The sequence below is a fragment of the Rahnella selenatireducens genome, assembly GCF_046449555.1.
Lineage (GTDB): Bacteria > Pseudomonadota > Gammaproteobacteria > Enterobacterales > Enterobacteriaceae > Rahnella > Rahnella selenatireducens.
Genome location: NZ_JBKEZJ010000007.1, coordinates 185,433 through 209,221 on the forward strand (window position 1 = coordinate 185,433; position 23,789 = coordinate 209,221).

At 52.7% G+C, this 23,789-nt stretch carries 18 protein-coding genes; 10 read left to right on the plus strand and 8 right to left on the minus strand.

From position 1 onward, the window contains the following. Positions 1 to 38: 38 nt before the first annotated feature. Positions 39 to 653 carry a helix-turn-helix transcriptional regulator gene (locus ACLBVC_RS13705; RefSeq protein ID WP_195815351.1) on the minus strand — a complete coding sequence of 205 codons (615 nt, stop codon included), beginning with the start codon at positions 651 to 653 and terminating at the stop codon, positions 39 to 41. A 621-nt stretch (positions 654 to 1,274) separates the two neighbouring features. On the opposite strand from ACLBVC_RS13705, the gene ACLBVC_RS13710 reads away from it, so the two are divergent. Further along, positions 1,275 to 1,913 (plus strand): NAD(P)H-dependent oxidoreductase, encoded by a 639-nt coding sequence (locus ACLBVC_RS13710; RefSeq protein ID WP_410150169.1) that lies wholly within the window; start codon positions 1,275 to 1,277, stop codon positions 1,911 to 1,913. Between the two features lie 911 nt (positions 1,914 to 2,824). Here the strand turns inward: ACLBVC_RS13710 and ACLBVC_RS13715 are convergent. The 4 genes from ACLBVC_RS13715 to ACLBVC_RS13730 all read right to left on the minus strand — a co-directional run bounded on the left by ACLBVC_RS13715 (position 2,825) and on the right by ACLBVC_RS13730 (position 5,554). After that, complete coding sequence (locus ACLBVC_RS13715) at positions 2,825 to 3,277, minus strand: hypothetical protein (protein WP_410150069.1); 453 nt, start codon at positions 3,275 to 3,277, stop codon at positions 2,825 to 2,827. Between the two features lie 45 nt (positions 3,278 to 3,322). Then, complete coding sequence (locus tag ACLBVC_RS13720) at positions 3,323 to 4,201, minus strand: hypothetical protein (RefSeq protein WP_410150070.1); 879 nt, start codon at positions 4,199 to 4,201, stop codon at positions 3,323 to 3,325. A gap of 11 nt (positions 4,202 to 4,212) precedes the next feature. After that, on the minus strand, positions 4,213 to 4,692 hold the full coding sequence (locus ACLBVC_RS13725; protein ID WP_410150071.1) for an Hcp family type VI secretion system effector: 480 nt from the start codon (positions 4,690 to 4,692) through the stop codon (positions 4,213 to 4,215). Between the two features lie 232 nt (positions 4,693 to 4,924). Next, entirely contained in the window at positions 4,925 to 5,554 is a 630-nt protein-coding gene (locus ACLBVC_RS13730; RefSeq protein WP_410150072.1) for an NADPH-dependent F420 reductase, read from the minus strand. 104 nt (positions 5,555 to 5,658) lie between these two features. On the opposite strand from ACLBVC_RS13730, the gene ACLBVC_RS13735 reads away from it, so the two are divergent. Next, complete coding sequence (locus ACLBVC_RS13735) at positions 5,659 to 6,546, plus strand: LysR family transcriptional regulator (RefSeq protein WP_410150073.1); 888 nt, start codon at positions 5,659 to 5,661, stop codon at positions 6,544 to 6,546. Positions 6,547 to 6,563: 17 nt separating this feature from the next. On the opposite strand, the gene ACLBVC_RS13740 is transcribed toward ACLBVC_RS13735, so the two are convergent. After that, positions 6,564 to 8,879: a molybdopterin-dependent oxidoreductase gene (locus ACLBVC_RS13740; protein ID WP_410150074.1), complete on the minus strand. Its 2,316-nt coding sequence runs from the start codon at positions 8,877 to 8,879 to the stop codon at positions 6,564 to 6,566. A gap of 246 nt (positions 8,880 to 9,125) precedes the next feature. On the opposite strand from ACLBVC_RS13740, the gene ACLBVC_RS13745 reads away from it, so the two are divergent. From ACLBVC_RS13745 to ACLBVC_RS13765, 5 genes are read left to right on the plus strand one after another with little or no spacing between them, the layout of a single operon-like run. After that, entirely contained in the window at positions 9,126 to 10,673 is a 1,548-nt protein-coding gene (locus ACLBVC_RS13745; protein WP_410150075.1) for an ABC transporter substrate-binding protein, read from the plus strand. After that, on the plus strand, positions 10,673 to 11,671 hold the full coding sequence (locus ACLBVC_RS13750; RefSeq protein ID WP_410150076.1) for an ABC transporter permease: 999 nt from the start codon (positions 10,673 to 10,675) through the stop codon (positions 11,669 to 11,671). The genes ACLBVC_RS13745 and ACLBVC_RS13750 overlap by 1 nt, the downstream gene beginning before the upstream one ends. Continuing rightward, on the plus strand, positions 11,668 to 12,483 hold the full coding sequence (locus ACLBVC_RS13755; RefSeq protein ID WP_410150077.1) for an ABC transporter permease: 816 nt from the start codon (positions 11,668 to 11,670) through the stop codon (positions 12,481 to 12,483). Before ACLBVC_RS13750 ends, ACLBVC_RS13755 begins: the two co-directional genes overlap by 4 nt. Beyond that, positions 12,483 to 14,111, plus strand: coding sequence for an ABC transporter ATP-binding protein (locus tag ACLBVC_RS13760; protein WP_410150078.1), 1,629 nt, complete (start codon positions 12,483 to 12,485; stop codon positions 14,109 to 14,111). The genes ACLBVC_RS13755 and ACLBVC_RS13760 overlap by 1 nt, the downstream gene beginning before the upstream one ends. Continuing rightward, positions 14,108 to 15,112, plus strand: coding sequence for a dipeptidase (locus ACLBVC_RS13765; RefSeq protein ID WP_410150079.1), 1,005 nt, complete (start codon positions 14,108 to 14,110; stop codon positions 15,110 to 15,112). The genes ACLBVC_RS13760 and ACLBVC_RS13765 overlap by 4 nt, the downstream gene beginning before the upstream one ends. A gap of 493 nt (positions 15,113 to 15,605) precedes the next feature. On the opposite strand, the gene ACLBVC_RS13770 is transcribed toward ACLBVC_RS13765, so the two are convergent. After that, positions 15,606 to 18,383 (minus strand): flavocytochrome c, encoded by a 2,778-nt coding sequence (locus ACLBVC_RS13770; protein WP_410150080.1) that lies wholly within the window; start codon positions 18,381 to 18,383, stop codon positions 15,606 to 15,608. Between the two features lie 622 nt (positions 18,384 to 19,005). On the opposite strand from ACLBVC_RS13770, the gene ACLBVC_RS13775 reads away from it, so the two are divergent. Continuing rightward, positions 19,006 to 20,517 carry an anion permease gene (locus ACLBVC_RS13775; protein ID WP_152327167.1) on the plus strand — a complete coding sequence of 504 codons (1,512 nt, stop codon included), beginning with the start codon at positions 19,006 to 19,008 and terminating at the stop codon, positions 20,515 to 20,517. An 84-nt stretch (positions 20,518 to 20,601) separates the two neighbouring features. Here ACLBVC_RS13775 and ACLBVC_RS13780 read toward each other — a convergent pair whose 3' ends face one another. Continuing rightward, positions 20,602 to 21,267 carry a GntR family transcriptional regulator gene (locus ACLBVC_RS13780; protein WP_410150081.1) on the minus strand — a complete coding sequence of 222 codons (666 nt, stop codon included), beginning with the start codon at positions 21,265 to 21,267 and terminating at the stop codon, positions 20,602 to 20,604. A 185-nt stretch (positions 21,268 to 21,452) separates the two neighbouring features. Between ACLBVC_RS13780 and ACLBVC_RS13785 the strand changes: the two genes are divergently transcribed. Then, complete coding sequence (locus ACLBVC_RS13785; RefSeq protein WP_410150082.1) at positions 21,453 to 22,946, plus strand: ABC transporter substrate-binding protein; 1,494 nt, start codon at positions 21,453 to 21,455, stop codon at positions 22,944 to 22,946. Beyond that, positions 22,943 to 23,788, plus strand: coding sequence for an ABC transporter permease (locus tag ACLBVC_RS13790; protein ID WP_410150083.1), 846 nt, complete (start codon positions 22,943 to 22,945; stop codon positions 23,786 to 23,788). Before ACLBVC_RS13785 ends, ACLBVC_RS13790 begins: the two co-directional genes overlap by 4 nt. The last annotated feature ends 1 nt before the right edge of the window (position 23,789 follow it).

Here is a 23,789-nt window from a genome sequence, read left to right on the forward strand (position 1 = left end):
CAACCTGGCTTCATATAAGCCAGGTTATTACGTCTGGTTTATTGCATCAGGTACTTGTACAACTCAATCGAGTTTTTCAGCCCCAGTTTCTTCATCGCATTTCGCTTATGCGTACTAATCGTCTTACAGCTCCGTCCTAATTTCTGCGCAACATTGGCATTGGTCTTCATGGTTTTAATCTCCATCAAAACTTCCCATTCTGTAGCCGTCAAAAACTTTTGTGAAGACTGCGCGGATGTCGCTTTCTTTTGCTGAAAATAAGGGCTGATTGCCCGCTGATAATTCAGGTCAGAGGCACCAGTAATAAGCATTTTCCTGAGCACTGAGATTTCCTCCTGTTCTGAGATAATCATATCAATGCTTTCATCAGACAGTTGCGCCAGTTTATCATTCTGCTCAATCTTAGTGACGACAATCACCCGAGGAGGAATATAGAGGAAATTCATTCTCCGGATAAATTTCATGACCGCATTGAAATCATCCGAGGCATCCTGAACCTCGAGAATAATACTGTCGATCCCCGTCCCTATTCCTGAATTGTAAAATTCAGCCAGTGAACTGAAAGCATGCGTTTTTAAATCAAGCTGATTCAGAACAGCCGAAATTGCCAGCCGTTCATAATAACCTGAGTGAATTATCACTGTTTGTTTCATTAATCATTCCGTTGGTAAAACTTTCCGTTTATCTCCCTTTCAGGGGAAAATTCTTACTCACCCTGAATGCATCGCAATCTTAATTCGGGATATTTTTCCTGTCGATATTTTGAGAATTTCAAGCGTCTCGTTAGGATTTTTACAGTCATATCATAAAAATCCATAAATCAACTACAACTCATCATTAATTGATTATCTATTGCGTATCAGATGAAACAATAAACTGATAAAAGCCACATCAGGCAGATACTTATTCTTTATAGTCTTTGCGTGCTTTAAAAATTTTGTCTGATTGACATTTTTTTCCCACGCTCACTTCTGATCAATAAATCCGCACATTTAAGCCGAAATTGATCACAAACAAGCGCAAAGCGTTTTTTCCTGCAAATATTCTAAGAATTTTCGAGTTTATGAGGCGAAATATCTGAGTTGTGCATCAGTTGGTGTTTTCAGCACGAAATGTTTGAAACACGTCATGCAGAAACGTGATCCGGACGTGGCAGGGCTCAAATCCATAAAACACGGAGGACCGGATAATGCGAATATCGGCAAGTATTTGGGGAAATGACTTCACGGGCGATTAAGCCCTCGGTTCCAAACTTATCCTTCAGGAAAAAAATGATGACGACCTTAAACGACAGACTGGCATGGCGCTACGCCACTAAAAAATTCGACCCAACCAAAAGCGTACCGGCTGACAAGCTTGAACGCATCATCGAGGCCGTCCGCCTTGCGCCTACCTCAAGCGGCCTGCAACCGTTTGAGCTGTTTGTCGTCACCAACCCGGAAGTGCGCGAAAAAATCCGCACTGTAGCGTGGAATCAGGCGCAGGTAACCGACAGTTCTCACCTGCTGGTTTTCGCAGCCTGGGATGACATTACCGAAGAACGCGTCAATATGATGTTTGACCTGACCAATGACGTGCGCGGTTTCGTCAATGAAGGCTGGGAAAACTATCGCAAAATGTTGCTGGGTATCGTCGCTGAACGTGGAACCGAAGCAAACTACCAGGCTGCTGCCCGTCAGGCTTACATCGGCCTGGGTGCTGCGCTGATAGCCGCTGCGTTCGAAGAAGTGGATGCTACGCCGATGGAAGGTTTTGACCCGGCGGCTGTGGATGAAATACTGGGTCTGAAAGAGAAAAACCTGCGCAGCGTGATCATCCTGCCAATCGGCTATCGTGCACACGAAGGCGACTGGCTGGTGAACCTGAAAAAGGTCCGCCGCAGCCGCGAAAACTTTGTGACTGAAATTAAGTAATCAGGCCTGCCGTTTAAGTCAGAATTAAAAAAATCCGCTAGCGTCGTTATCTCCGCTAGCGGATTTTTATGTTCAGGAGCGTCCGGTTTAAATACAATTAGCGCACAACCATTGCCAGTTTTTGATGGGATTTTGTTGTTAATATAGTTTTTTTAAGAAAAATAAAAATCGGTGGCTGAGTACTCTCTGCCATCAAATGTATCAGCAACTGTAATGAAAACGTAAATATATCCAGCCGAAAAAAATAACTCCCTTCATTAACCATTTTAACAACTTACACACTTTATAATCTCTGTTTTTTTATAATGGAAATGTAGAGTGTAAAAATAATAGCAACTAAAAAAACACTTGAGGGTACGTTTCCACCAACTTATAACCTAAAGAAATCAATCATAATCGTAGATAACCAAAGTAATTTCATCTCCTACAATTTCTAGTACATAAGTTGTTCCGGAGTGACTTTTAGTATCTTTTTGATCTTATTCTCCATCATATAAGCGTCAATTTTTTCCTTGGCCAGATAAACATCCCTGACATGCTTCCATGTTACCTCATACCGGCAGTAGCCATAATTATCATCAGTTTGCGTAAAGAACTCTTGTTCATTCGAGATATCTGGCGCGTCCATTAATATAGGCGGTGTTAATACATAATAATCAAAAACATTAGATTTTGAATATGTTTTCCATCTAATGTATATAAAACAAGGAAGAAGAAAAAAACATGAAGCAAATAATTAAAGCAAGACATAGCACAATAGTCTTTACCACCCAAACAATTAATCTATTCAAACTGTAATCCTTTTTAAAAAACATCAAATGTTTGAGCTGTACTTTAAAATCAGCGACCGTTGTATAAATTTAAGATATGTAAGCATTCATTATTTTCTGGAGGTGACTGATGACATTAATTCAGCAACCTCTTGTAGCGGTGATTAATTCTATGCTTATGGCATGATATCCCCAGACTGTACTGTATTGCTTATGGGCACATTTATCAGGGGGAACGTCAACATCTGACCAGTAAAACCGCCAGACCAGACCCTCTTTCCGTTGTGTGTACCCTTTGCTGATAAAAAATTTCTCTATGATTTTTTGCGCAGCAGGCACGTCTTCAATGTCATTCCACGTAATATCATTTTGAAAAAATCCGTAATTATCATCCCCCCGACTGTAATACGTGATCCTTCCGGGAATAATCGGCGGATCCATAAAGAGATCCGGCGTAACAAAATAGTAATGGATATAATCGGTGGCTGAGTACTCTCTGCCATCAAATGTATCAGCAACTTTAATGAAAACGTAAATATATCCAGATAAAATTAGAACAACTGAAATCAGTAGCCATTTAAATAACTTACACATTTTATAACCCCTGATTATTATCATGAAATTTGAGAATAATATAGTTCATCGCCATGTAGGATTTGAACTGTCGCCACCGATATGAAAATAATCAGGAGGAACCGGGGTGTGAGAATGATAGTTAAAATGTGAAGGCATTTCCGCTTTGTCTCTAAATTCGAATCCTTTACGTAGTGATGTGTATAACTCTCCGTTCAATCTATTTTTCTCAGAAAAAAAGTCTTTCACTGGCACATTTAAGTATCTATTTGAAATGAATTTGTCAGATAAATCACCCAGTGGTTGTATGTAATTCAACCAAGAAGGAAGATATCTAAGCCGTGGCAAGGATTTTTTCGGTGGACACGGTTTAGGAAATAGCAGTGGTCTGAATCCATAATTTTTGAAACCCCCTACTGGACCATAGTGATCCCATAATGATAGCGCGTAAGTTAACCGCGTTGGTTGAGCCAGCATCAGAACATCAATATCACTGCCAAATATCCGGTAAAAACCCACTAAATCAGAGACAAGATCTTCTGCACTAAAACCACTGTCTGTTTTCCAGTTGATAAGGCTTGAATCCTGAAAAGCCTCAAACCTCCATGCTATTTTCATCATGACAGTGAGTGCGACCCTTTTTTTCATTTCATCACTCAGGCATGAACGAACCATAAGCGGAGAATGCACCCCACCCCATATATTCAGATCAGTATTTTCAATGGAATATGCCATTTCCTGATAATAATCGACAGGGAAATACCATTCATTCAGCTTTGGAATAAACTTCCGCCCTTTTTCCTCAAATAGAGTTTTTTTAAGCCTTCTCATATCGTCACCACGCGCGTGACCAAGGTCTATCCACCCTAAAATTTTTGTGTAAATCAGTCCCTTGGTTCTGAGACCATAAGATAATCCATCAACAATATCTTTTCTTACACTCATATATTATCCCCTTACATCACAATATCTTGCCAGAAGCTGTAGCCGGAAGTTCCTGCCTGATGGTGTTGCCAGGTAATGCTGTTGAAGATAAATATCAACGTTTCTTCTGCTTCTGCACCGTTGTGATCGACGGAATGGGGGAAATTCAGAGCGACATCAATCAGGTATGCGTCGCGTAATTCGATGGAATAATACTTCTCGCTCATGCCTGTTTTATTGATACGCAGGATATCAAAATTGCACTGCAACTTTTCGTTGTTGGCAATCGCGACGCCAAGCAATGGCGAGGCTTTATCCACGGTTTTGGTGACTGAGACGGGCTGATGACAGACATTTTGTGAGCGATGTGTACTGTGTGAAAGTGCGAGGAGAAATATCTGATCCCGGTGTGCGGCCTGGTATTTATTTCCCATGGAATCATACGTACCACAACCTTGTGATATCAGCCCTTGTTTTTCACCCGTTAAGGTCATGTAGATCAGATTAGCCATTGGAGCCTCCTTTTAATTTAAGAGGTTGTAACCTAATCGTTATGGTGAAACAAATGCTATATTTCAATGGATGAGTTAAATAAATAAAAAGAGGATATATTCCTAAGTGAAAATGCTTTAAAGAAAATGAGTTACTCAATAATTTAAGTAACTCAGGTAGTTCGAGGAACGAAATTACTGATTTATTCGTTTTAGCTTCGTCATTTATTATAGCCACCCTGACTGAATATTCTTATTCCCTCCCCGTCCCTTCCAGCCCAACCTTCAGTTCTGCTTTCGACATCAGCACACAATACGTCGGCGTGCCGCGTTCAAAGCGCCAGCCTTCGGAGAGCGCACCGGCGTCGACGGCGTCGAAACCAAAGGCATCGTATAAACCGGTCACAAGCTTTTTCGTTTCGGCGTTGTCACCGGCCAGCGGGAGTGCGCGGCGTTGTGGGTCGCTGGCGGGTAAGCCTTCGTTTTCAAGATCGGTCATCCGAATCGAGTTAAACGCTTTGGTGATGGTCGCGCCCGGCAGGAAACCGGAGAGATATTCGCTGGTGGTTGTCGTGTGGTTATCCAGTTCGGGCACCTGACCGTCGCGATCCGGGTAATAATTTACTGCGTCGATGACCTGTTTCCCGGCGAGTTCGGCGGCCGGTAATTGCCCGATGGCGGTCAGCGGCACGGCAATCACCACGATATCACCGAAAATGGCAGCTTCCGTGGCAGTACCGATTTCACAACCGATCATAGGTTTCAGGCTGAACAATGTCTGCGGCCCGCGTGAATTACTCAGCATCACCTGATGCCCTGCTTTGAGTGCCAGTTTGGCGACTGCGCGGCCGACAAAACCCGCGCCAATAATGCCTATTTTCATGATTTCACCTTTCATTTCGTTGCAGAAAGATAAAGAATAATTCGATACTCAGCGTTGATAAATCACCATCATCGATACAAACAAACAACAAAATGGAGCGAATCATGGATCGGTTAACCAGCATGAATGTGTTCGTCAGGACGTCCGAACTGGGCTCTTTTGCCGCCGCCGCAGAGGCATTGCGGATTTCACCGCAGATGGTGGCAAAGCACATTGCCCGCCTCGAAACGCGGCTGGGCACGGTGCTGATCAACCGCACCACCCGTCGCCAGCATCTGACCGATATTGGCCGCAGTTATTATGAACGCTGCAAAGTGGTGCTGGCCGAGGCAGAAGCCGCCGATGCGATTGCGCTGGAGATGAAAGCCACACCGTCCGGTATTATCCGCGTGAATGCGCCGGTCACGTTTGGATCTTCGACGCTCGCGCCTTTTATTACGCAATATCTGGATAAATTCCCGGAAACCCAGGTTGAGCTGACGCTGACCGACCGCCTGGTTGATCCTGTCGAGGAAGGTTATGAGGTGATTTTGCGCATTGGCGAACTGACCGATGGCCCGATGATTGCCAGCCCGCTACGGCCTTACCGTCTGATTGCCTGCGCTTCGCCGGGCTATCTGGCGCAAAACGGAGTACCGGATACGCCCGCCAGTCTGGCGCAGCATTCGTGTCTGGTTTACGGCATCTGGTCGCCGCAGGATCCATGCCGCTGGATATTCAGCAAAGACGGACAAACGCATGAAGTCCGCCCAGCCGGGAGATTGCGCGCCAATGACTGGCGGGCCTTGCTGCATGCGGCGGTGAAAGGGTACGGCGTCACGCTGGGGCCGGAAGATGTGTTAAATGAGGAAATTACAGCAGGACGGCTGGTGCAGATTTTGCCGGATTACACCGGCCCTTCCCGGCCGATGCATGTTCTGACACCGGCCGGGTTGAGGCAAACAGTGAAAATCCGCTGCTTTATCAATGCGATTAAAGAGGCGTTTGGCTGAATCGCACCGTCATCATTTTACGCGTCGGCAGCCACAAAAGCCGGAGGTTGAAACGCCGTCACATCCGGCAGAGGCGCATCCCAGCGTTCAATCTCAATCCAGCAACTTTGCGCGGTACAACCCTGACCAAGGCGCGAACTCCCGCGATCTTCCGTCAGTACGTTCGGATTGCCGTGCTTATCAATTGAATGTGGCTGCCTCGGATCCTGCGGGTCATACCAGGCCCCCGTGGACATCTGCACCACGCCGGGTCGCAAATCTTCCGTAATATGCACGCCCGCTAAAATCGCTCCGCGATCGTTAAAGACGCGCACAATACTGCCTTCGGTAATCCCACGCGCGGCAGCATCTTGCGGATGAAGCCAGAGCGGTTCGCGATCCTGCACTTTGGTACTGCGGCTGACGGCACCGTGATCGTACTGACTGTGCAGACGCGTGCGTGGCTGGCTGGAAAGCAGATGCAGCGGCCAGCGGTCGCTGAATGCCTGCTGTTCCTGCGCATCCTGTTCAAACCAGAACGGGAAACCGGGACATTCTTCGTAATCAAAGTCCGCGACGGTCTGCGAAAACAGTTCGATTTTGCCCGATGGCGTGGCGAGTGGCGCGCCTTGCGGGTCGTCGCGGAACGCTTTCAGGAAGATCTGCGGCGTGTCCGGCCGCGCATATTCCATTTTTCCCTGCTGCCAGAAATCTTCAAAGTCAGGCAGTTCGATGCCGTCAGCTTCGGCGCGCGGACGCGAAATTTCATAGATATGGCGCAGCCATTGCGCCGGGTCGCGCCCTTCGCTGAACTCTTCGCCAAAGCCCATTTTTTCGGCCAGTTCGGCGAAAATTCCGTAGTCACTTTTTGCCTCTGCAAACGGCGGAATATGCTGACGCATGGCAATCATAAAGCCGTCATTGCTGGCGCTGCCGATGTCTTCACGTTCAAGCGATGTCGTCACCGGCAACACGATATCGGCGAATTTCGCCTGTGCCGTCCAGTACTGTTCGTGGACCACGACGGTGTCCGGTTTACGCCAGGCGTTGATCAGCCGGTTGATGTCCTGATGATGGTGAAACGCATTGCCGCCCGCCCAGTACACCACGCGGATATCAGGATACCGGCAATTTTTGCCGTCAAACTGATATTCCGCGCCCGGACTGAGCAGCATGTCGGAAAGCCGTGCAACCGGAATATGTTCGCTCACCGCATTTTTGCCCATCGGCAAGCGCGGGCCGGAGAAGGTACGGCGGTCGGAACCGGCAAGATTGGTGGAGGCATAGGCAAAACCCAGCCCGCCGCCCGGCGTACCGATTTGCCCGAGCAGTGACGCCAGCGCCACCGTCGCCCAGAAGGTCTGTTCGCCCTGCCTTGCCCGCTGCAATGACCACGCAATGTTGATCATGGTGCGCTTTTCCGACATCTCACGCGCCAGCGCCCGGATGCTTTCCGCGCTCATACCGGTCAGGGATTCCGCCCACTCCGGCGTTTTGGCTTTGCCGTCTTTCGCGCCGGTCAGATAGTCGCGCCAGGTGTCAAAACCGACCGTATGGCTGGCAACAAAACCGGCGTTATAGCGCGATTCGTCGATCAACACGTAGCTCAGCGCCAGCAGCAGCGCGGTATCGCTGCCCGGTTTAAGGGAAAGCCACTGCGCGGATTTCACCGAAGACAGATCGTTTTTCACCGGGCTGACGTTGATAAAGCGCGTGCCCGTTTGCTCCATAGTCTGGAGCCAGTATTTCAGGGAGTGATCGTTCGCGCCGCCGCCGTTAACTTGCGCATTGCGCCACGGCAGGCCACCGAAAGCGACAAAAAGCTCACACTTTCCGGCCAGAACTGACCAGTGCGTATGTTGTTTTTGCAGGACGTCCAGGTCGCCGATGATGTGCGGTAACAGGCGCTCGGCGGCGGCCAGGCTGTAAGTGTTGGTACTCCCGGTGTAGCCGCCAAACTGGTTGAAGAACCTGTGCATCTGGCTTTGTGCGTGATGGAAACGCCCGGCGCTCGACCAGCCGTAGGAACCGGCATAAAACGCGGAATTGCCGTGTCCGGTTTTCACCCGCTGAAGTTCGCCTGCGATAAGCGATAACGCGGTGTCCCAGCTGACTTCCACAAACGGCTCTTTCCCGCGCCCTTCACGTGAGGCCGCGCCGTGTTGTAAATAGCCGAGGCGTACAGCGGGGCGGCGGATGCGGCTGTCACCGTCGACGCCGCCGACCAGCGACTGGCCGATTTCAGACGGGTTGCGATCCCATTCCACCGGTTTAACAGATTTCAACACACCGTCGTCCGTGGTGACGCGGTACGTCCCCCAGTGCATAACGGCCAGATCGTGATTGTTTTTCATTATCAGCAGGCTTTTATTGTTGGCAAAGATTGGCAGGCAAAAACGCACATTAACATGCCGGTAACGGCGCCGCTACGCGATCGGTGTTATTCCCACTTTTATCATGAAGTTATCTGTTTTTCACATTAGACAATATGTTGCCTATTTTTTAGGATTACGCCCCTTTGGGATATTTTCTGACCGCTTCGGGCGGACTATGCAGCAGGGTATTTACACCGTTTCAGCACATAAAATTAGGATAATAAAATGTCAACTTCCTGGAATCGTCGAGATTTTCTCAAATTCTCTCTCGCCGCCGGAGCCGCCTCAGGCATAAGTCTGACGCTGCCCGCGCAGGCTGCCGATAACACGCCAAAAAAAGGCGGACATCTCAAGCTTGGCATTGACGGCGCGGCCACCACCGATCGGCTGGATCCGGCCACCTGGATCAGTTCTTACATGATGGTCGTTGGCTGCGCGTGGGGCGATACATTAGTGCGCACCGATCCGGCCAGCGGCAAAGCCATTCCCGGTCTGGCGGAAAGCTGGGAAGGCAGTGAAAAATCAACGCGCTGGGTGTTTACCCTGCGTAAAGGCGTGCTGTTCCATAACGGACAATCGCTGACCGCTGAAGATGTGGTGAAAACCATTCTCCGCCATCGTGATCCAAAATCCCGTTCCGGCGTGGTGGCATACCTGTCGTCCATTCAGTCGGCAACGGCGGAAGGCGATAAAATCACCCTGACACTCAATGAAAGTAACGTTGATTTTCCGCTGGTGCTTTCGTTGTGGAACCTGCAAATCCAACCGGGCGGCGGCGTAGAAAACCCCAATGCCGGCATCGGCACGGGTCCTTACCGCATTGTGAAATTCGAAGCGGGCGTCTACACCCAGCTGGAGAAAAACCCACACGACTGGGACAGCGGGCGCGGCCATGTTGCCAGCGCAGAAGTGATTGCGATTAACGACGCGTCTTCCCGTGTGGCGGCGCTCTCCACCGGCAAAGTACATTTCATCAGCGGCCTGAGCCCGAAGATTGTGGCATTACTCAAAAATGGCCCGGTGACGGTTTACAACACGCCGGGGCGCGGACATTACACGCTACCGATGATGGTTGATAAATCCCCCTTCGATAATAACGATCTGCGCCTTGCGCTGAAGTACGCGATCGATCGCCAGCAGATCCTCGACCGCGTATTGGGCGGCTATGGATCGCTGGGCAATGATTTCCCGGTAAACCAGGCCTACCCGCTGTTCCCGGCCGATATCCCGCAGCGTCAGTATGATGCAGAGAAGGCGGCGTTCCACTTTAAGAAATCTGGTTATACCGGACCCATAGTGCTCGACGTGGCGGAAGGCGCATTTCCCGGTGCGGTTGATGCTGCCACGCTCTTCCAGCTCAGTGCGCAAAAAGCCGGTATCAAAATTGATATCCGCCGCCAGCCTGACGATGGCTACTGGAATAATGTCTGGCGTAGTAAGCCGTTCTGTGTGTCCTCATGGGGAACGCGTTTAACACAGGATCTTATTTACTCGCTCGAACTGGGCCCGACGTCCGCCAGTAACGAAACAAACTTCGCTAATCCGCAGTTTGCCAGCCTGCTGAAACTGGCGCGAGCAGAAGAAGATGAAGCCAAACGTCGCGCGCTTTACCACGATATCGCGCTGATTGTGCGCGACGAAGGTGGCACGCTGTTGCCGGTATTCAATAACTATCTGAACGCCAGCAGCAACAAACTTCAGGGCTATACCGAGGATGTCGGTAACGACTTATCAAACGGTCAGGTAATTTCACGCGTCTGGCTGAACAGTTGATGAAAAGAGCTCTGGCTTACGGGGTAAGATTTGCCGTACCCCGTCATCCGCTGGCACGTGCATTAGGACACCGCCTGTTGCTGGCGGTGATTCTGCTTTGGGGCGTTTCGCTGCTGATTTTTATTGCAGTGAACACGCTGCCCGGCGATTTTGCGGCCACTTCATTGGGCAGAACCGCCACGCCGGAAGCGGTGGCCAGCATCCGGCAAAGTCTCGGGCTGGATAAACCGCTGGTGACGCGATACTGGCACTGGGTGGAGCAAATTTTCCACGGTGACTTCGGGCTGTCGTGGGCCAGTCAGCAGCCAGTCAGCGCGCAGCTCGGTCATCGGTTGCTGAATTCGTTATGGCTCGCGGGCGCTTCCGCGCTGCTGGCAGTGCCCGTGGCGCTGCTCGGCGGGTTGTTTGCCGTTCGCTATCTTCACCGTCTGCCCGACCGGATTATCACGCTGATTTCACTGATTATTCTTTCCCTGCCGGAATTTTTCATCGGTTATCTGCTGATTCAGATCCTGGTGTTACACGTCGGTGTATCTACCTTTCCCTCCACAATCCATGACGGTATGAGCCTGACCGACCGGCTTTCCGCCATGCTGTTACCGGTGCTGACGCTGGCGATTGCCGTGTTGGCGAACATGCTTCGTTCCGCGCGCAGTGCGCTGATGTCCGTGACCAACACGCCGTGGATGGAAACTGCCCGGCTGAAAGGCCTGCCGCCTCTGCGTATTCTGTGGAAGCACGCCGCGCCGAACGCCATTTCACCCGTGCTGACCGTGATCGCTATGAATCTGGCCGGGCTGGTTGTCGGTGCCATGATCATTGAAGTGATTTTTGTTTATCCCGGCGTAGGTCAGTACATGGTTGATGCGGTGACGGTGCGCGATATTCCTGTTGTTGAAGCCTGCGGTCTGGTCTTTGCGGCGGTCTATATCCTGCTTAATTTGCTGGTGGATATGCTGGCGATGGTGGCGAATCCCCGCCTGAGATTTCCAAAATGAAAATGTTGTTCTCTTCTTTCAGCACTATCGCTGGCGGCGTTTTGCTGGCGATATTTATCTTCGCCGCCCTGGCCGCGCCGTGGCTTGCACCCTTTGATGCCGGGCAGATTGCCGGTGACATCTGGCAGCCCGTGACCGCCGCACACTGGCTCGGCACAGATAATCTCGGTCGGGATCTGTTCTCCCGTCTGCTTTACGGCGCGCGCCTCACGCTGTTTTTTGCCTTTGTGATTTCCGCATTAGCGACATTTCTCGGCATACTGCTGAGTTTTCTGGCGGTCAGCGTTGGCGGTGGATTTGAAATGCTGCTGTCACGGCTCAACGATCTCTTTATGTCATTGCCTTCACTGATCATTGCGCTTGTCGCCCTGGCGGTGTTACCACAAACTAACGTCACGCTGGTGGGCGTTCTGGTCACCATCGGCGCAACCCGCGTTTACCGGCTCGGTTACAGTCTCGCGTCGCATATTGCCGCCACGGAATATATGGAAGCGGCGAAACTGGCGGGCGAAACTCACTGGTACCGCATCACGCGGGAAATGCTGCCAAACGCCCGCTTCCCGTTACTCGCCGAATGGGGAATGCAGTTCAGCGCCAGTATTTTGTTCATCTCCACGCTGTCTTTTATCGGGCTGGGTATTCAGCCACCCGCTGCTGACTGGGGGGCAATCGTCCGTGAAAATAAAGACGGCATTCTGTTTGGCGTCACCGCAGCCTTTTATCCGGCAGTGGCAATTTCCCTGCTGGTGATTGCTATCAACCTGCTGGTCGATGCACTGAGCAGAAAACTGCAACAACAGGAGATTCTGTAATGCCAGACGCCATTTTGCAGGTACATGATCTCAGCGTGGGCTACCGGGAAACGGTCCTGGTGGATAAGGTTTCTTTCACATTGCGCCGGGGGGAAGTGCTCGGGCTGATTGGAGAATCGGGTGCGGGGAAATCCACGCTCGGGCTGGCAGTGATGGGGCATTATCGTGGCGCGTTGCGTCCGCTCAGCGGCACGGTTACGTTTCTCGGCAAGCCTTACCCTCCGCAGGATGCACCACGTTTGGCCTTACATCAGGGCAAACGGATTTGCTATGTGGCACAGTCGGCCAGCGCCGGGTTTAATCCGGCGTTAACCCTCGGCGCACAGGTGATCGAAACCGCCTGCTATCACGGCGTCATCAGCAAAAAGGCCGCGCAGGAACGGATGTTGCAGCTGTTTATCTTGCTCGGTTTACCCGACCCGGTGCAGTTCGCCCGTCGATATCCGCACCAGGTTTCCGGCGGGCAGTTGCAGCGCGCAATGACCGCCATGGCGCTGTGTTCAGCGCCGGACGTGATTGTCTTCGATGAACCGACCACGGCACTGGATGTGACAACTCAGCTCGACGTGCTGGCTGCCATCCGCCACGCCGTAAAGCAAACGCATACCGCCGCGTTGTATATCTCGCATGATATTGCCGTGGTATCTCAGATTGCCGACAGCCTGCTGGTGCTGCGACACGGCAAGCCGGTGGAAAGTGGCCGTACGGCGGAAATTTTGCGTGCGCCTGCGCAGGCTTATACACAGGCGCTGCTAGGCACCCGTCATCCCGCGTCGCTGGAAGCGCCAGTACAAACTCTGCCGGTGCTGGAACTGCGCAATCTCACTGTAGGTTATGGCAACGGCGAACCGGTGATTTCCCGGCTTTCGCTGTCACTGCCACGCGGGCAAACTTTTGCGTTAGTCGGTGAATCCGGCTCAGGGAAATCCACCCTTGCCCGCACGCTGGCCGGTTTGCATAAAACCGCATCCGGCGAGCTGTTGCTTGAAGGCGAAACGCTGTCATTTGACTGTCAGCGCCGTACAACCGCGCAGCGTCAGCGGATCCAGTACATCTATCAGAACCCGGATACCGCGCTGAATCCGCGCCATCGCGTCCGCGAACTGTTAGGCCGCAATGTTGCGCGCTTCAGCGGTTTACGCGGCGCGGCGCTCAGCGAGCAAGTTAGCCAGTTACTCGAACAGGTCGAGCTTTCCGCCGATCTGACTGATCGTTTTCCGTCTCAGCTTTCCGGCGGCCAGAAACAGCGGGTGGCGATTGCCAGGGCGCTGGCGGCTGAACCGGACATTCTCATTTGTGACGAACCCACTTCGGCGCTGGATCCTCTGGTCGCGCAAGGCGTGCTGACGCTGTTTCGCAAGCTACAGCACGCCACCGGCCTGACGCTGCTTTTCATTACCCATGACATCGCGACCGTACGCAGCATCGCGCATTCCGTCGCCGTGATGCACCGTGGAAAACTGGTGCGTCAGGGGCTGCGAGAAACCGTGCTGGCTCCGCCTTATGATGATTACACCGCGCGCCTGCTGCAGGCTGAACCAACGCTCGAGCCCGGCTGGCTGGATAACGTGTTAACGCAGCAGTCACCACCCGCTCAGACTTTTTTATTACAGGAAATGCCGACATGAAACAGACAGACATCGCACAACGCGCCCGCACACTTTTTGCCGGTTCGCTGGTGTGGGACGGACACTCCGGTTTTATGCCCGATCCGGCAGCGGACCTGAATAATTTACAACTCTGGCGCGATGCCGGGGTGCATTATCTGTCGGTGGATGTCGGGTTTGATGTCCTGCCGTGGGAACAAACAGTGCGTAATCTGGCGGCGTTCCGCCACTGGATCCTCGACCACGCCGATGATTATCTGCTTGTAAGCAAACCTGAAGATATTCTCACCGCCCGCGCCGCCGGTAAACTGGCAATAACCTTTGATATCGAAGGCATGAATGCGTTGGATGGCCGGGTGGAAATGGTCGAGTTTTATCATCACCTCGGCGTGCGGCAGATGTTGTTTGCCTATAACCGCAATAATCTGGCCGGTGGCGGTTGTCATGATGAAAACACGGGTTTAACCAGGTTTGGCAAGGAAGTCATCGACGAAATGAACCGCGTGGGGATGTTTGTTGACGTCTCACATTGCAGCCTTCAGACCAGCCTTGAGGCTATAGACTATTCCTGCAAACCGGTGATTTTTTCCCACTCAAACCCGAAAGCCGTTCACGCACACGGACGCAATATCAGCGATGAACAAATTCGCGCCTGCGTGAAATCCGGTGGTCTGATCGGCGTTAATGGCATCGGGAAATTCCTGGGTGAAGATAATCCTGATGCCGCCCTGTTTGCCCGCCACGTCGATTACCTCATTGACGTCGCCGGGCCCCGTCACGTCGCCCTTGCGCTTGACTACGCCTTCCCGGTCGGCAACGCCAGCACCGAAGAAATCCTCGCCGCGCATCCGGAATACTGGCCTGCCGAAGCGTATTCCGGCGTCAGTGATTACGTTGCGCCTTCTGCGCTCGAAGAAGTTGTCGTGCATTTACTGCAATCCGGCCACAGCGACAAAGTGATCAAAGATGTTCTGGGGGGGAATTTTTACCGACTGGCTGTGGAAGTCTGGGGCGGTGAGTAGTTCAGGTTAAGATCGTGGGTTGCCATTAACACTGACTTAAGGTCAAAACCTTAGGTTGCCACCCAAACTGGCCATAATAGGCGCCTGTCGCCGCGCCTCTTAAGAATCTCCGGCTCTTTCACTGCGCGCTACCGCTCGCTGGCTAAGTTTCAGCAGCCACAGCTAGTGCCGCAAAATCCCGCCGCTGCGCGGTTCCTTCCAGTCGGATTACAAACCGCGCGAAAAAAGTACGCGGTTTTCCACCTCTCCTTCCAGCGTGATTTTTGAAAGCGGCCAATGGCTATGTGATTCGAAAGATGAATGCTGGCTGGTTTTGAGCGCGTATTGAAAAAACGTGGAGATTCCAAAGAGGCCCCGTCCTGGGCCTCTTCGGTCGGTTTCGGCGTCAGCCGCTGAGCAATCACTGCAATTGAAAAACCGAAATTTTCTCGATCCAGCTGTCAGCAGCTATGCCCGCTTTATGCGCACAAAGCGTGATTAAACAGCGCAATGTTTATGCCTTCGCAAAAGCCGTCGCCTTCCTCCCGGCCAGGGTGCCAAAGATGATGATATCGGCCACGGCATTGCCGCCAATCCGGTTTGCGCCGTGGATACCGCCCACGACCTCACCGGCAGCCCAGGCGCCTGGGATGATTTGTTTCTGGGCATCAAGAACCGCGGTGTCCGGGTTAATGGTAACGCCGCCCATGGTGTGGTGAACGCCCGGTGCAATGCGGATCGCAAAGAACGGCCCCTGATTGAGCGGGTGACGCAGTGCAGTGGTGCGGCCAAAGTCTTCATCATTTTTCGCCACGACGAACAGGTTGTAGCGTTCCAGCGTTTCGGCCAGCACTTCCGGATCCATGTTCAGTTTCACTGCCAGTTTCTGCGGCGTTGGCGCACTGAGCACAAAACCTTTGGCAATGTATTCATCCGCGGCTTTGTTATTGGCCCGCACCTGTTCATCGAAGATAATCCACGCACTTTTCTCCGGCAGAGCGATAATTTCGGCGGAGACTTTGTCGCGGGTTTCCATTTCGTTGTAGAACCGATGCCCGGCCTGACTGACCAGAATCGCCCCGCCGCCGCGAATGGCTTCGGAAATCAGGTACGACGTGGTTTGTTCGACCGTCGGGTGGATCTGGATTTCACCCATGTCCACGGTATCTGCGCCGAGTTTTTGCAGCATCGCGATGCCGCTGCCGGTCGCGCCTGCGTGGTTGGTCGTCACAAAACCGTCGAGATCCGGACGATAGCTCACCACCATATTACGGTTGGCGCTGAAACCGCCGGTGGCAACAATGACACTTTTCGCATTAAGAATGCGCGTGTCGTTGTACTCATCGACCACTTTCACGCCCGTTACTGCGCCGTTTTCGAAGAGGATTTCCGAGACAGACGTTTCCAGCAGGACTTCGATTTCGCGTTTGTTAATGTTTTTCACCAGACCGCTGATGAGGAATCCGCCCACCGCAGAACGGTCCGCCGGACGGTGCGTGCGGTCGATGCTCATCCCGCCGGTGATGGTGATGTCGTTAAGTTCGATCTCTTTCGCCGCCAGCCATTCGATGGCTTCCGGAGCCAGTTCTACGAACTCACGCAACAGGACCGGGTTGTTTTTAAACTTCCCGCCTTTCAGCGTTTCGTCGTAGAACAATTCTTTGCTGTCTTCGATGCCTTTGATTTTCTGGAAACGGGTTTCTGCCGCGTTCATCCCGACGGAAGCTTTGATCGTGTTGCCGCCAATAGTCGGCATTTTCTCAATAATCACCACGTGCGCGCCATCGTCGTGCGCCTGAATTGCTGCCGCCAGCCCTGCGCCGCCGCTGCCGATGACCACCACGTCAAAGTTTTGCGGTGCCTGCGGGTTACCGCCCTCATCAATCACGTGTTCTTTGTTCGAGGTTGTCATCGCGCGTGAAACAGCTTTTTTCAGCGCCTCGCTTTGCGTGGTTGCGCCGGTAATGGCATCAACGTGCGGGCTGTTGGCGACCAGCATCCGAGTACGCAGGCTTTCGAACGTGGTGGTAAAATCAACGTCCAGCGAGTCGTCTTTCACCAGCTGGATATCGGTAATACGGTCGGTGTCGAGCACCACGTTGATTTTCAGTTTCAGCGCTTCGGCTTCAACTTTCTCCTGATACACCCCGGCCTTATATTTACGGCCTGTTACGCTGGTGTCACGGATCATGGCATCGACCAGCGAGAAGCGCCACAGCGGTTCCGGGATGTTCAGCTCTTCACGTTTGTGGCTATCGATGTACAACTCAAGGTGATCGTTGTTGATAATGCGGTCGGCCCAGTCCGGGTACGCGATGCAGGCTTTACCCACCGCCACCAGATCAAAGCCGTGCTCCAGCGCACTTTCGGCGTCGGATTTATTGACCACACCGCCCACGCCAATCACCGGCACTTTGGCCAGCGTCTCAGAACGCATGGCGCGGAATTTTGTAATAAGCGGCGTGGGGTCCTGGGTATCCACAATAGAAGGACGCAGCAGCTGGCCGACGGAGAAATGCACGTAATCCAGCCCGCGCGCGGCGAGTTTTTCCAGCAGATACAGGGTGTCGTCAAAACGGATGCCCGGCACTTCAAGCTCCTCCGGCGAGAAACGGTAGCCGATAATAAAGGAGGCGTCAGCGAAGCGTTTCGCCATTTTATGGGTGATTTCCAGCACTTCCATCGGGAACAGCGCGCGTTTGTCTCGGTCACCGCCCCATTTATCGGTACGCTGGTTGGAGTTTGGGGAATAAAACTGCTGGATCAGATAGGTGTTGGCGCCGTGGATTTCCACGCCGTCGAATCCGGCTTTGATCGCACGGTTCACAGCATCACCAAATTTGGTGATCATGGTTTCAACTTCTTCGCCGGTCAGTTCTTTCGGCGTGGTGGCACCTTCACGCGGCGCGGCGATAGCACTCGGCGCAACCGGTGTACGGCCACCGATCAGTTCAGGCTCAACCATACGGCCACCGTGATAAATCTGCAGAATCGCTTTCGACCCTTTGGATTTGATGGCGTCCGCAATTTTTTTCAGGCCGGGAATTTTGTTGTCGCTGTCGATGGCAATCGCGCCCGGAAACGCCGGGCCTAAACGATCAATGAAGCAACACTCCACGATGACGGTCCCGATGCTGCCGGCGCGGTCGCGGTAATATTCCACCAGTTCGCTGGTGACTGTACCGTCGTAAAAGCCCGTACAGGTGGTCATTGGCGCCATCAGCAGGCGGTTTTTCAGCACCGCGCCGTTCGGCAGCGTCAGTGGCTTAAGGACCGGGGTGAGCTTATTCATGTTGATCAACTCCGCAATTTAAAAGTCTTGAATTTTCCGTGGCCGCATTACTTACCGTTAAATTAAGCAATCCGATGCAGGTGATGAATTTAAAAAATCGGTCTGATTTTCTGTTTACTTTTCTGTTTGTGCGAATAAAGAAAAGGGCGATGTGGGTCGTTATAACGTTCGAGGGAACTGGAGTTGTTTATTTACCCGACATTAAACCAAATACCATCTCCAATTGTTATCGAGCGATTGACAAAAATCAACTTTTGATTAACATAAAAAATCTCACCTGATAAATCAGCAAGTTGGGGCTGGAAACTGGATTTTGTGAAATTTTACTCTACATTCTCATTAGCAGGACTTTTTGCCAAAAAATAACCACACAACTTACAGTGGTATTTTATTTAAATAATAATGACTTTGCGGGGTCATGCAGGCTGCAGATTATATTTAGTTTTTAATCATCTCTTACTCAAATCATCATCTTTTTGTAATACGTGACAAGCTTCTGATAAAGAAAAATTCATAGATTTAAGATGTCAAAGTGAATTAGCAAAATGACTTTTTCGAACACGAAATCACGCATGGACAACCAGGGCGTAACGCTCACTTTCAATCACGGGCAGACCAAATTATGAAACCCACAACGACTTTGAATGACCCCAACAAGGCCGCTCCGGCCTCTGCGGGGCAAAAAAAACGTCTGATCATGCTGTTCCTGCCAGTTCTGGTGGCAGTGCTGTTGCTGCTGACCCCGGTTCCCGCCGGATTACAGCCTTATGCCTGGCATTTCTTCGCCGTCTTCGTCGGGGTGATTGTCGGTCTGATTTTTGAGCCGTTGCCCGGTGCGGTGATCGGCCTGACCGGCGTGGTGGTCATCGCGCTGTTCGGCCAGTGGCTGTTGTTCAGCCCGGCAGAACTGGCAGATCCGAAGTTTAAAATGCCCACCGAAGCCTTTAAATGGGCGGTCAGCGGCTTTGGTAACTCGACGGTCTGGCTGATATTTGGCGCATTTATGTTTGCCGCGGGATATGACAAAACGCAGTTTGGCCGACGTCTGGCGCTGATTTTGGTGAAATATCTGGGTCGTCGCAGCCTGACGCTCGGTTACGCCATCACGTTCGCCGACCTGTTGCTCGCGCCCTTCACGCCTTCTAACACCGCGCGCAGCGGCGGGACCATTTACCCGATCATCGCCAACCTGCCGCCGCTGTACGGTTCCAAGCCGAACGATCCGAGCGCACGTAAAATCGGTTCCTATCTGATGTGGGTGGCAATCACCGCCGCCTGTATTACCAGTTCGATGTTCCTTTCGGCACTGGCCCCGAACCTGCTGGCGCTGGCGCTGGTGAAAAGCATTATCGGTTTCAACATTTCATGGGGGATGTGGTTCCTCGCCTTCCTGCCGCTGGGCGTGATTCTGATCCTGACCATGCCGCTGCTGGCGTACTGGTTCTATCCGCCGGAAGTCAAAATTAACGATGAAGTGCCGAAATGGGCGAAGGCTGAGCTGGAGAAACTGGGCAAGCTGTCGCGTAACGAAATCCTGCTGCTGATCTTCGTGTGTTCCGCCCTGCTGATGTGGATTTTTGCCGCCGCCTGGATTGAACCGGCGCTGGCTGCCTTGCTGGTGGTGGTTCTGATGCTGTGGACCGGCGTACTGAACTGGAACGATATTACCAGCAACAAACCGGCCTGGAATACTTTCGCCTGGTTTGCCACGCTGGTTGCGCTGGCGGATGGCCTTGCGCGCGTCGGTTTCATCGCCTGGCTGGGTAAAGAAGGCGGCCAGTTGCTCAACGGTTTCGACCCTCAGGTCGCCGCTGTGATGCTGCTGATTGCGTTCTTCCTGTTGCACTATCTGTTCGCCAGTACCACGGCGCACACCACGGCGCTGTTACCGGCGATGCTGACTATCGCCGCCGCCATTCCGGGCATCAACATGCCGGTTTACTGCCTGATGATGGTGACTTCGCTGGGTGTGATGGGGATTATTACGCCCTACGGCACCGGCCCGAGCCCGATTTATTACGGCAGCGGTTATCTGCCAACCAAAGACTACTGGCGTCTGGGCACCATTTTCGGTGCCATCTTCCTCGGCGGCATGATGCTGATTGCCTACCCGTGGATGGTGCTGATGTTCTGATAAACGCTACGGCGTTATCAGCAAAAAAGGTGCACGTTTGTGCACCTTTTATTATGGGCGGCATCCGTCCAGAACAGCGCTGAATTATTCCTGTGAAAAATAGTGTTCCAACAGAATAGCCGCACCGTCATCAATCGCTTTGTGGACAAGCTTCACGCAGCGTTTGCTGTCGCCGGCTTCCAGCGCCAGCAGCAGCTGATCGTAGTTGTGCTTACCCTGCGTCATCGGCGAAGACTGCGGATAGAGGTAGTTAAAGCACGGGCCAATTTGCACCCAGAGCTGTTCGATCAGCGACATCAGCGTCGGCATTCCAGCCATTTCATACAGCGTAAAACGAAACTCGCGGTTGGCCTCGAGCGCCTCTTCCACAAGGTTTTCTCTTTTGGCGGCCAGGAATTTTGCGTTCAGGTTTTTCAGCAGCGCAATGTGATCTGTGGTGACCCGCTCACAGGCCTGCGACACCGCCAGTCCTTCCAGATTTTTGCGGATCAGCGTGATCTCCTGATAGCGCGACTGGGGAATCTTTGGCACCAGAAACGCCTGTGCGGGCGTGGCATCCAGCGCACCGGCAGAAACCAGCCGCAATAACGCTTCGCGTACCGGTGTCACACTGGTTCCCAGTTTTTCTGCAATCTCTTTCGTGACCAGTCGCGCGCCCGGCTTGAGTACACCGACAATCAGCGCTCCTTTTAGCTTCGCTTCAACCTGCATCGTCAGGCTGACTCGCTGCGCTTTTTCCATCTCAAACATGTGACTTTCCTTTAGCAAAATTATCGATTTGCTTTTGCAGTTTAAACTCTGGCTTGCCAAAAATACATTATATAGGATATATCATGCATTAAGGAATTGAACATTGATTGAACGTTTTTTATAACGCACCGACTTCATTTAATTCCGTCAACTTTTCTGGCGGCTTCACTTTGGGAATGACCGTAATGAGAATACCTGCCTTCAAACTGGCGTCACTGGCCTTGCTGATTAGCCTGACAACAACCGCTGCTTTTGCCTCTGAACTGGTGATCGCACAAACCACTTCTGCCACGGCGATGGATCCGGGATTCCTGAAAGAATCCGCCACGCTGGTGGATAACCTTTTCGACACGCTGGTGCTGCGCGATGCCAATATGCAGTTGCAGCCGGGGCTGGCGACTGGCTGGAAATCGCTCGACGACACCACCTGGGAATTCACATTGCGTCAGGGTGTGAAATTCAGCGACGGCGAGCCGGTCAATGCGCAGGCCGTCAAATTCTCTATCGACCGTATTCTCGATCCCGCAAACCATGCACCAACCATCTCTTATATCCGCACAATCAAATCAGTGGAAGTCACCGGCGATTATCAGGTGAAAATTCACACCAGCGGCCCGGATCCGCTGTTGCCCACGCGCCTGAGCCGCTACCCGACATACATCGTACCACCGGCGTATGTTACCAAAGTGGGCGCGGCTGAATTTGCGCGTAAACCGGTCGGGTCCGGGGCGTATACCTTGCAGACGTTTATCCCCGACGAAAAAGTCGTGATGAAGGCCAATCCGGATTACTGGCGTGGTAAACCCGCAATCGATACCGTCACCTGGCGTCCGATCCCTGAGGCTACCGCACGTATCACCGCCCTGCTGACCGGCGAAGTTCAGCTGGTGGATGGCGTTCCGGCCGATCTGGTTCCGGCGCTGAAAAACAAACCGGGCGTGCATCTTGAGCAGGTGAAAAATGGCGGTCTGACGATTTACCTCGGACTGAAAAATGACGAGAAACCGCTGAACGACGTCCGCGTGCGTCAGGCACTTTCTCTGGCGCTGAACCGCACGGCGTATACCCGCGATCTGCTGCACGGTTTCGGGACGCCAACCGGCACGATGGCCGGGCCGAAAGATTTTGGATATGAGGCGATCCCGGCACCGGCGCAGGACGTCGCGAAAGCGAAATCCCTGCTGGCCGAAGCCGGTTATCCGCAGGGCTTCACCCTGAAATTCCAGGCACCGCGCCGTTATATCGCCAGCGCCGATGTGGCACAGGCGATCGTCCAGGATCTGGCAGCGATCGGCGTGAAAGCCGAGCTGGAAGTCCCGGAATGGTCGGTTTATACCCAGCAGGTGGCGGCGCAGAAACAGGCTCCGCTCTACATGCTGGCATGGGGTTCCACGCAAACGCTGGACGCCGATGCCGCGCTGTATCCGATCCTGCATTCCGGCGAACCGTATTCTACGGTGAATTCTCCGGAGCTGGACGCCCTGCTCAACAGCAGCCGCACCACGGTGGACCCGGCAAAACGCGAGAAGATTTTGCAGCAAATCCAGCAGGTTGTGGCCGTACAGCAACCGCTGATCCCGCTTTATAAGGAAGATTCACTGTACGCCAGCGCGGATAACGTGACCTTCAAAGGCCGCGCAGATTCCCGCATTCCGCTGTTCGACCTGAGGCTTAAATGATTTCATTGCGTTCGGTTTTGCAGAGAAAGCCCCGTCGCCGCTTGTATGGCGACGGTATTCTCGGCGGCCTTTTGCTGTTGCTGGTCATCATCCCGGCGCTTCTTGCGCCGTGGTTACCGCTGCCGGATCCGTTGAAGAACGATCTGGCCGCGGCGTTTTCTGCGCCCGGCGGCCAGCATCTGCTCGGCACCGATCAGCTGGGGCGCGATTTATTGTCACGTATTCTGGCAGGCACCCGCCTTTCGCTGATGGTGGTTTTGCTGGCGGCGGTGATTGCGGCGGTGATCGGTTCGGTGCTGGGCATGATTGCCGGATACACCGGCGGCTGGCTGGACGCGCTGATCATGCGCCTGATGGACATTCAGCTGGCGGTGCCGTTTATCCTGCTGATCTTACTGGTGATGGCGCTGTTCGGCGCGTCGCTGACCAACATCATCCTGATTATGGGTGTCACCAGCTGGGCGATTTACGCCCGCGTGGCGCGCGCCAAAACGCTGGAAATCCGCGAGCTGGAATACATCGAATCCGTTAAAGCCATGGGCTTTTCGACGCCGCGCATTTTGCTGCGCCACGTTTTACCGAACCTGATGACGCCGCTGATTGTCCTGCTGACGCTGGATATTCCGCGTCTTATCGTGCTTGAAGCGTCGATTGGTTTTCTCGGCATGGGCATTCAGCCGCCGACGCCGACGCTGGGGAACCTGATCGGCGAAGGCCGTTCTTACATGCTGCTCGCGCAGTGGCTGGTGCTGTATCCGGGGCTGGTGATTGCCGCGCTGGTCATTGGCTGCAACCTGCTCGGCGACAGCCTGCTGCGCAAAACCCACACGAGGCTCGACTGAC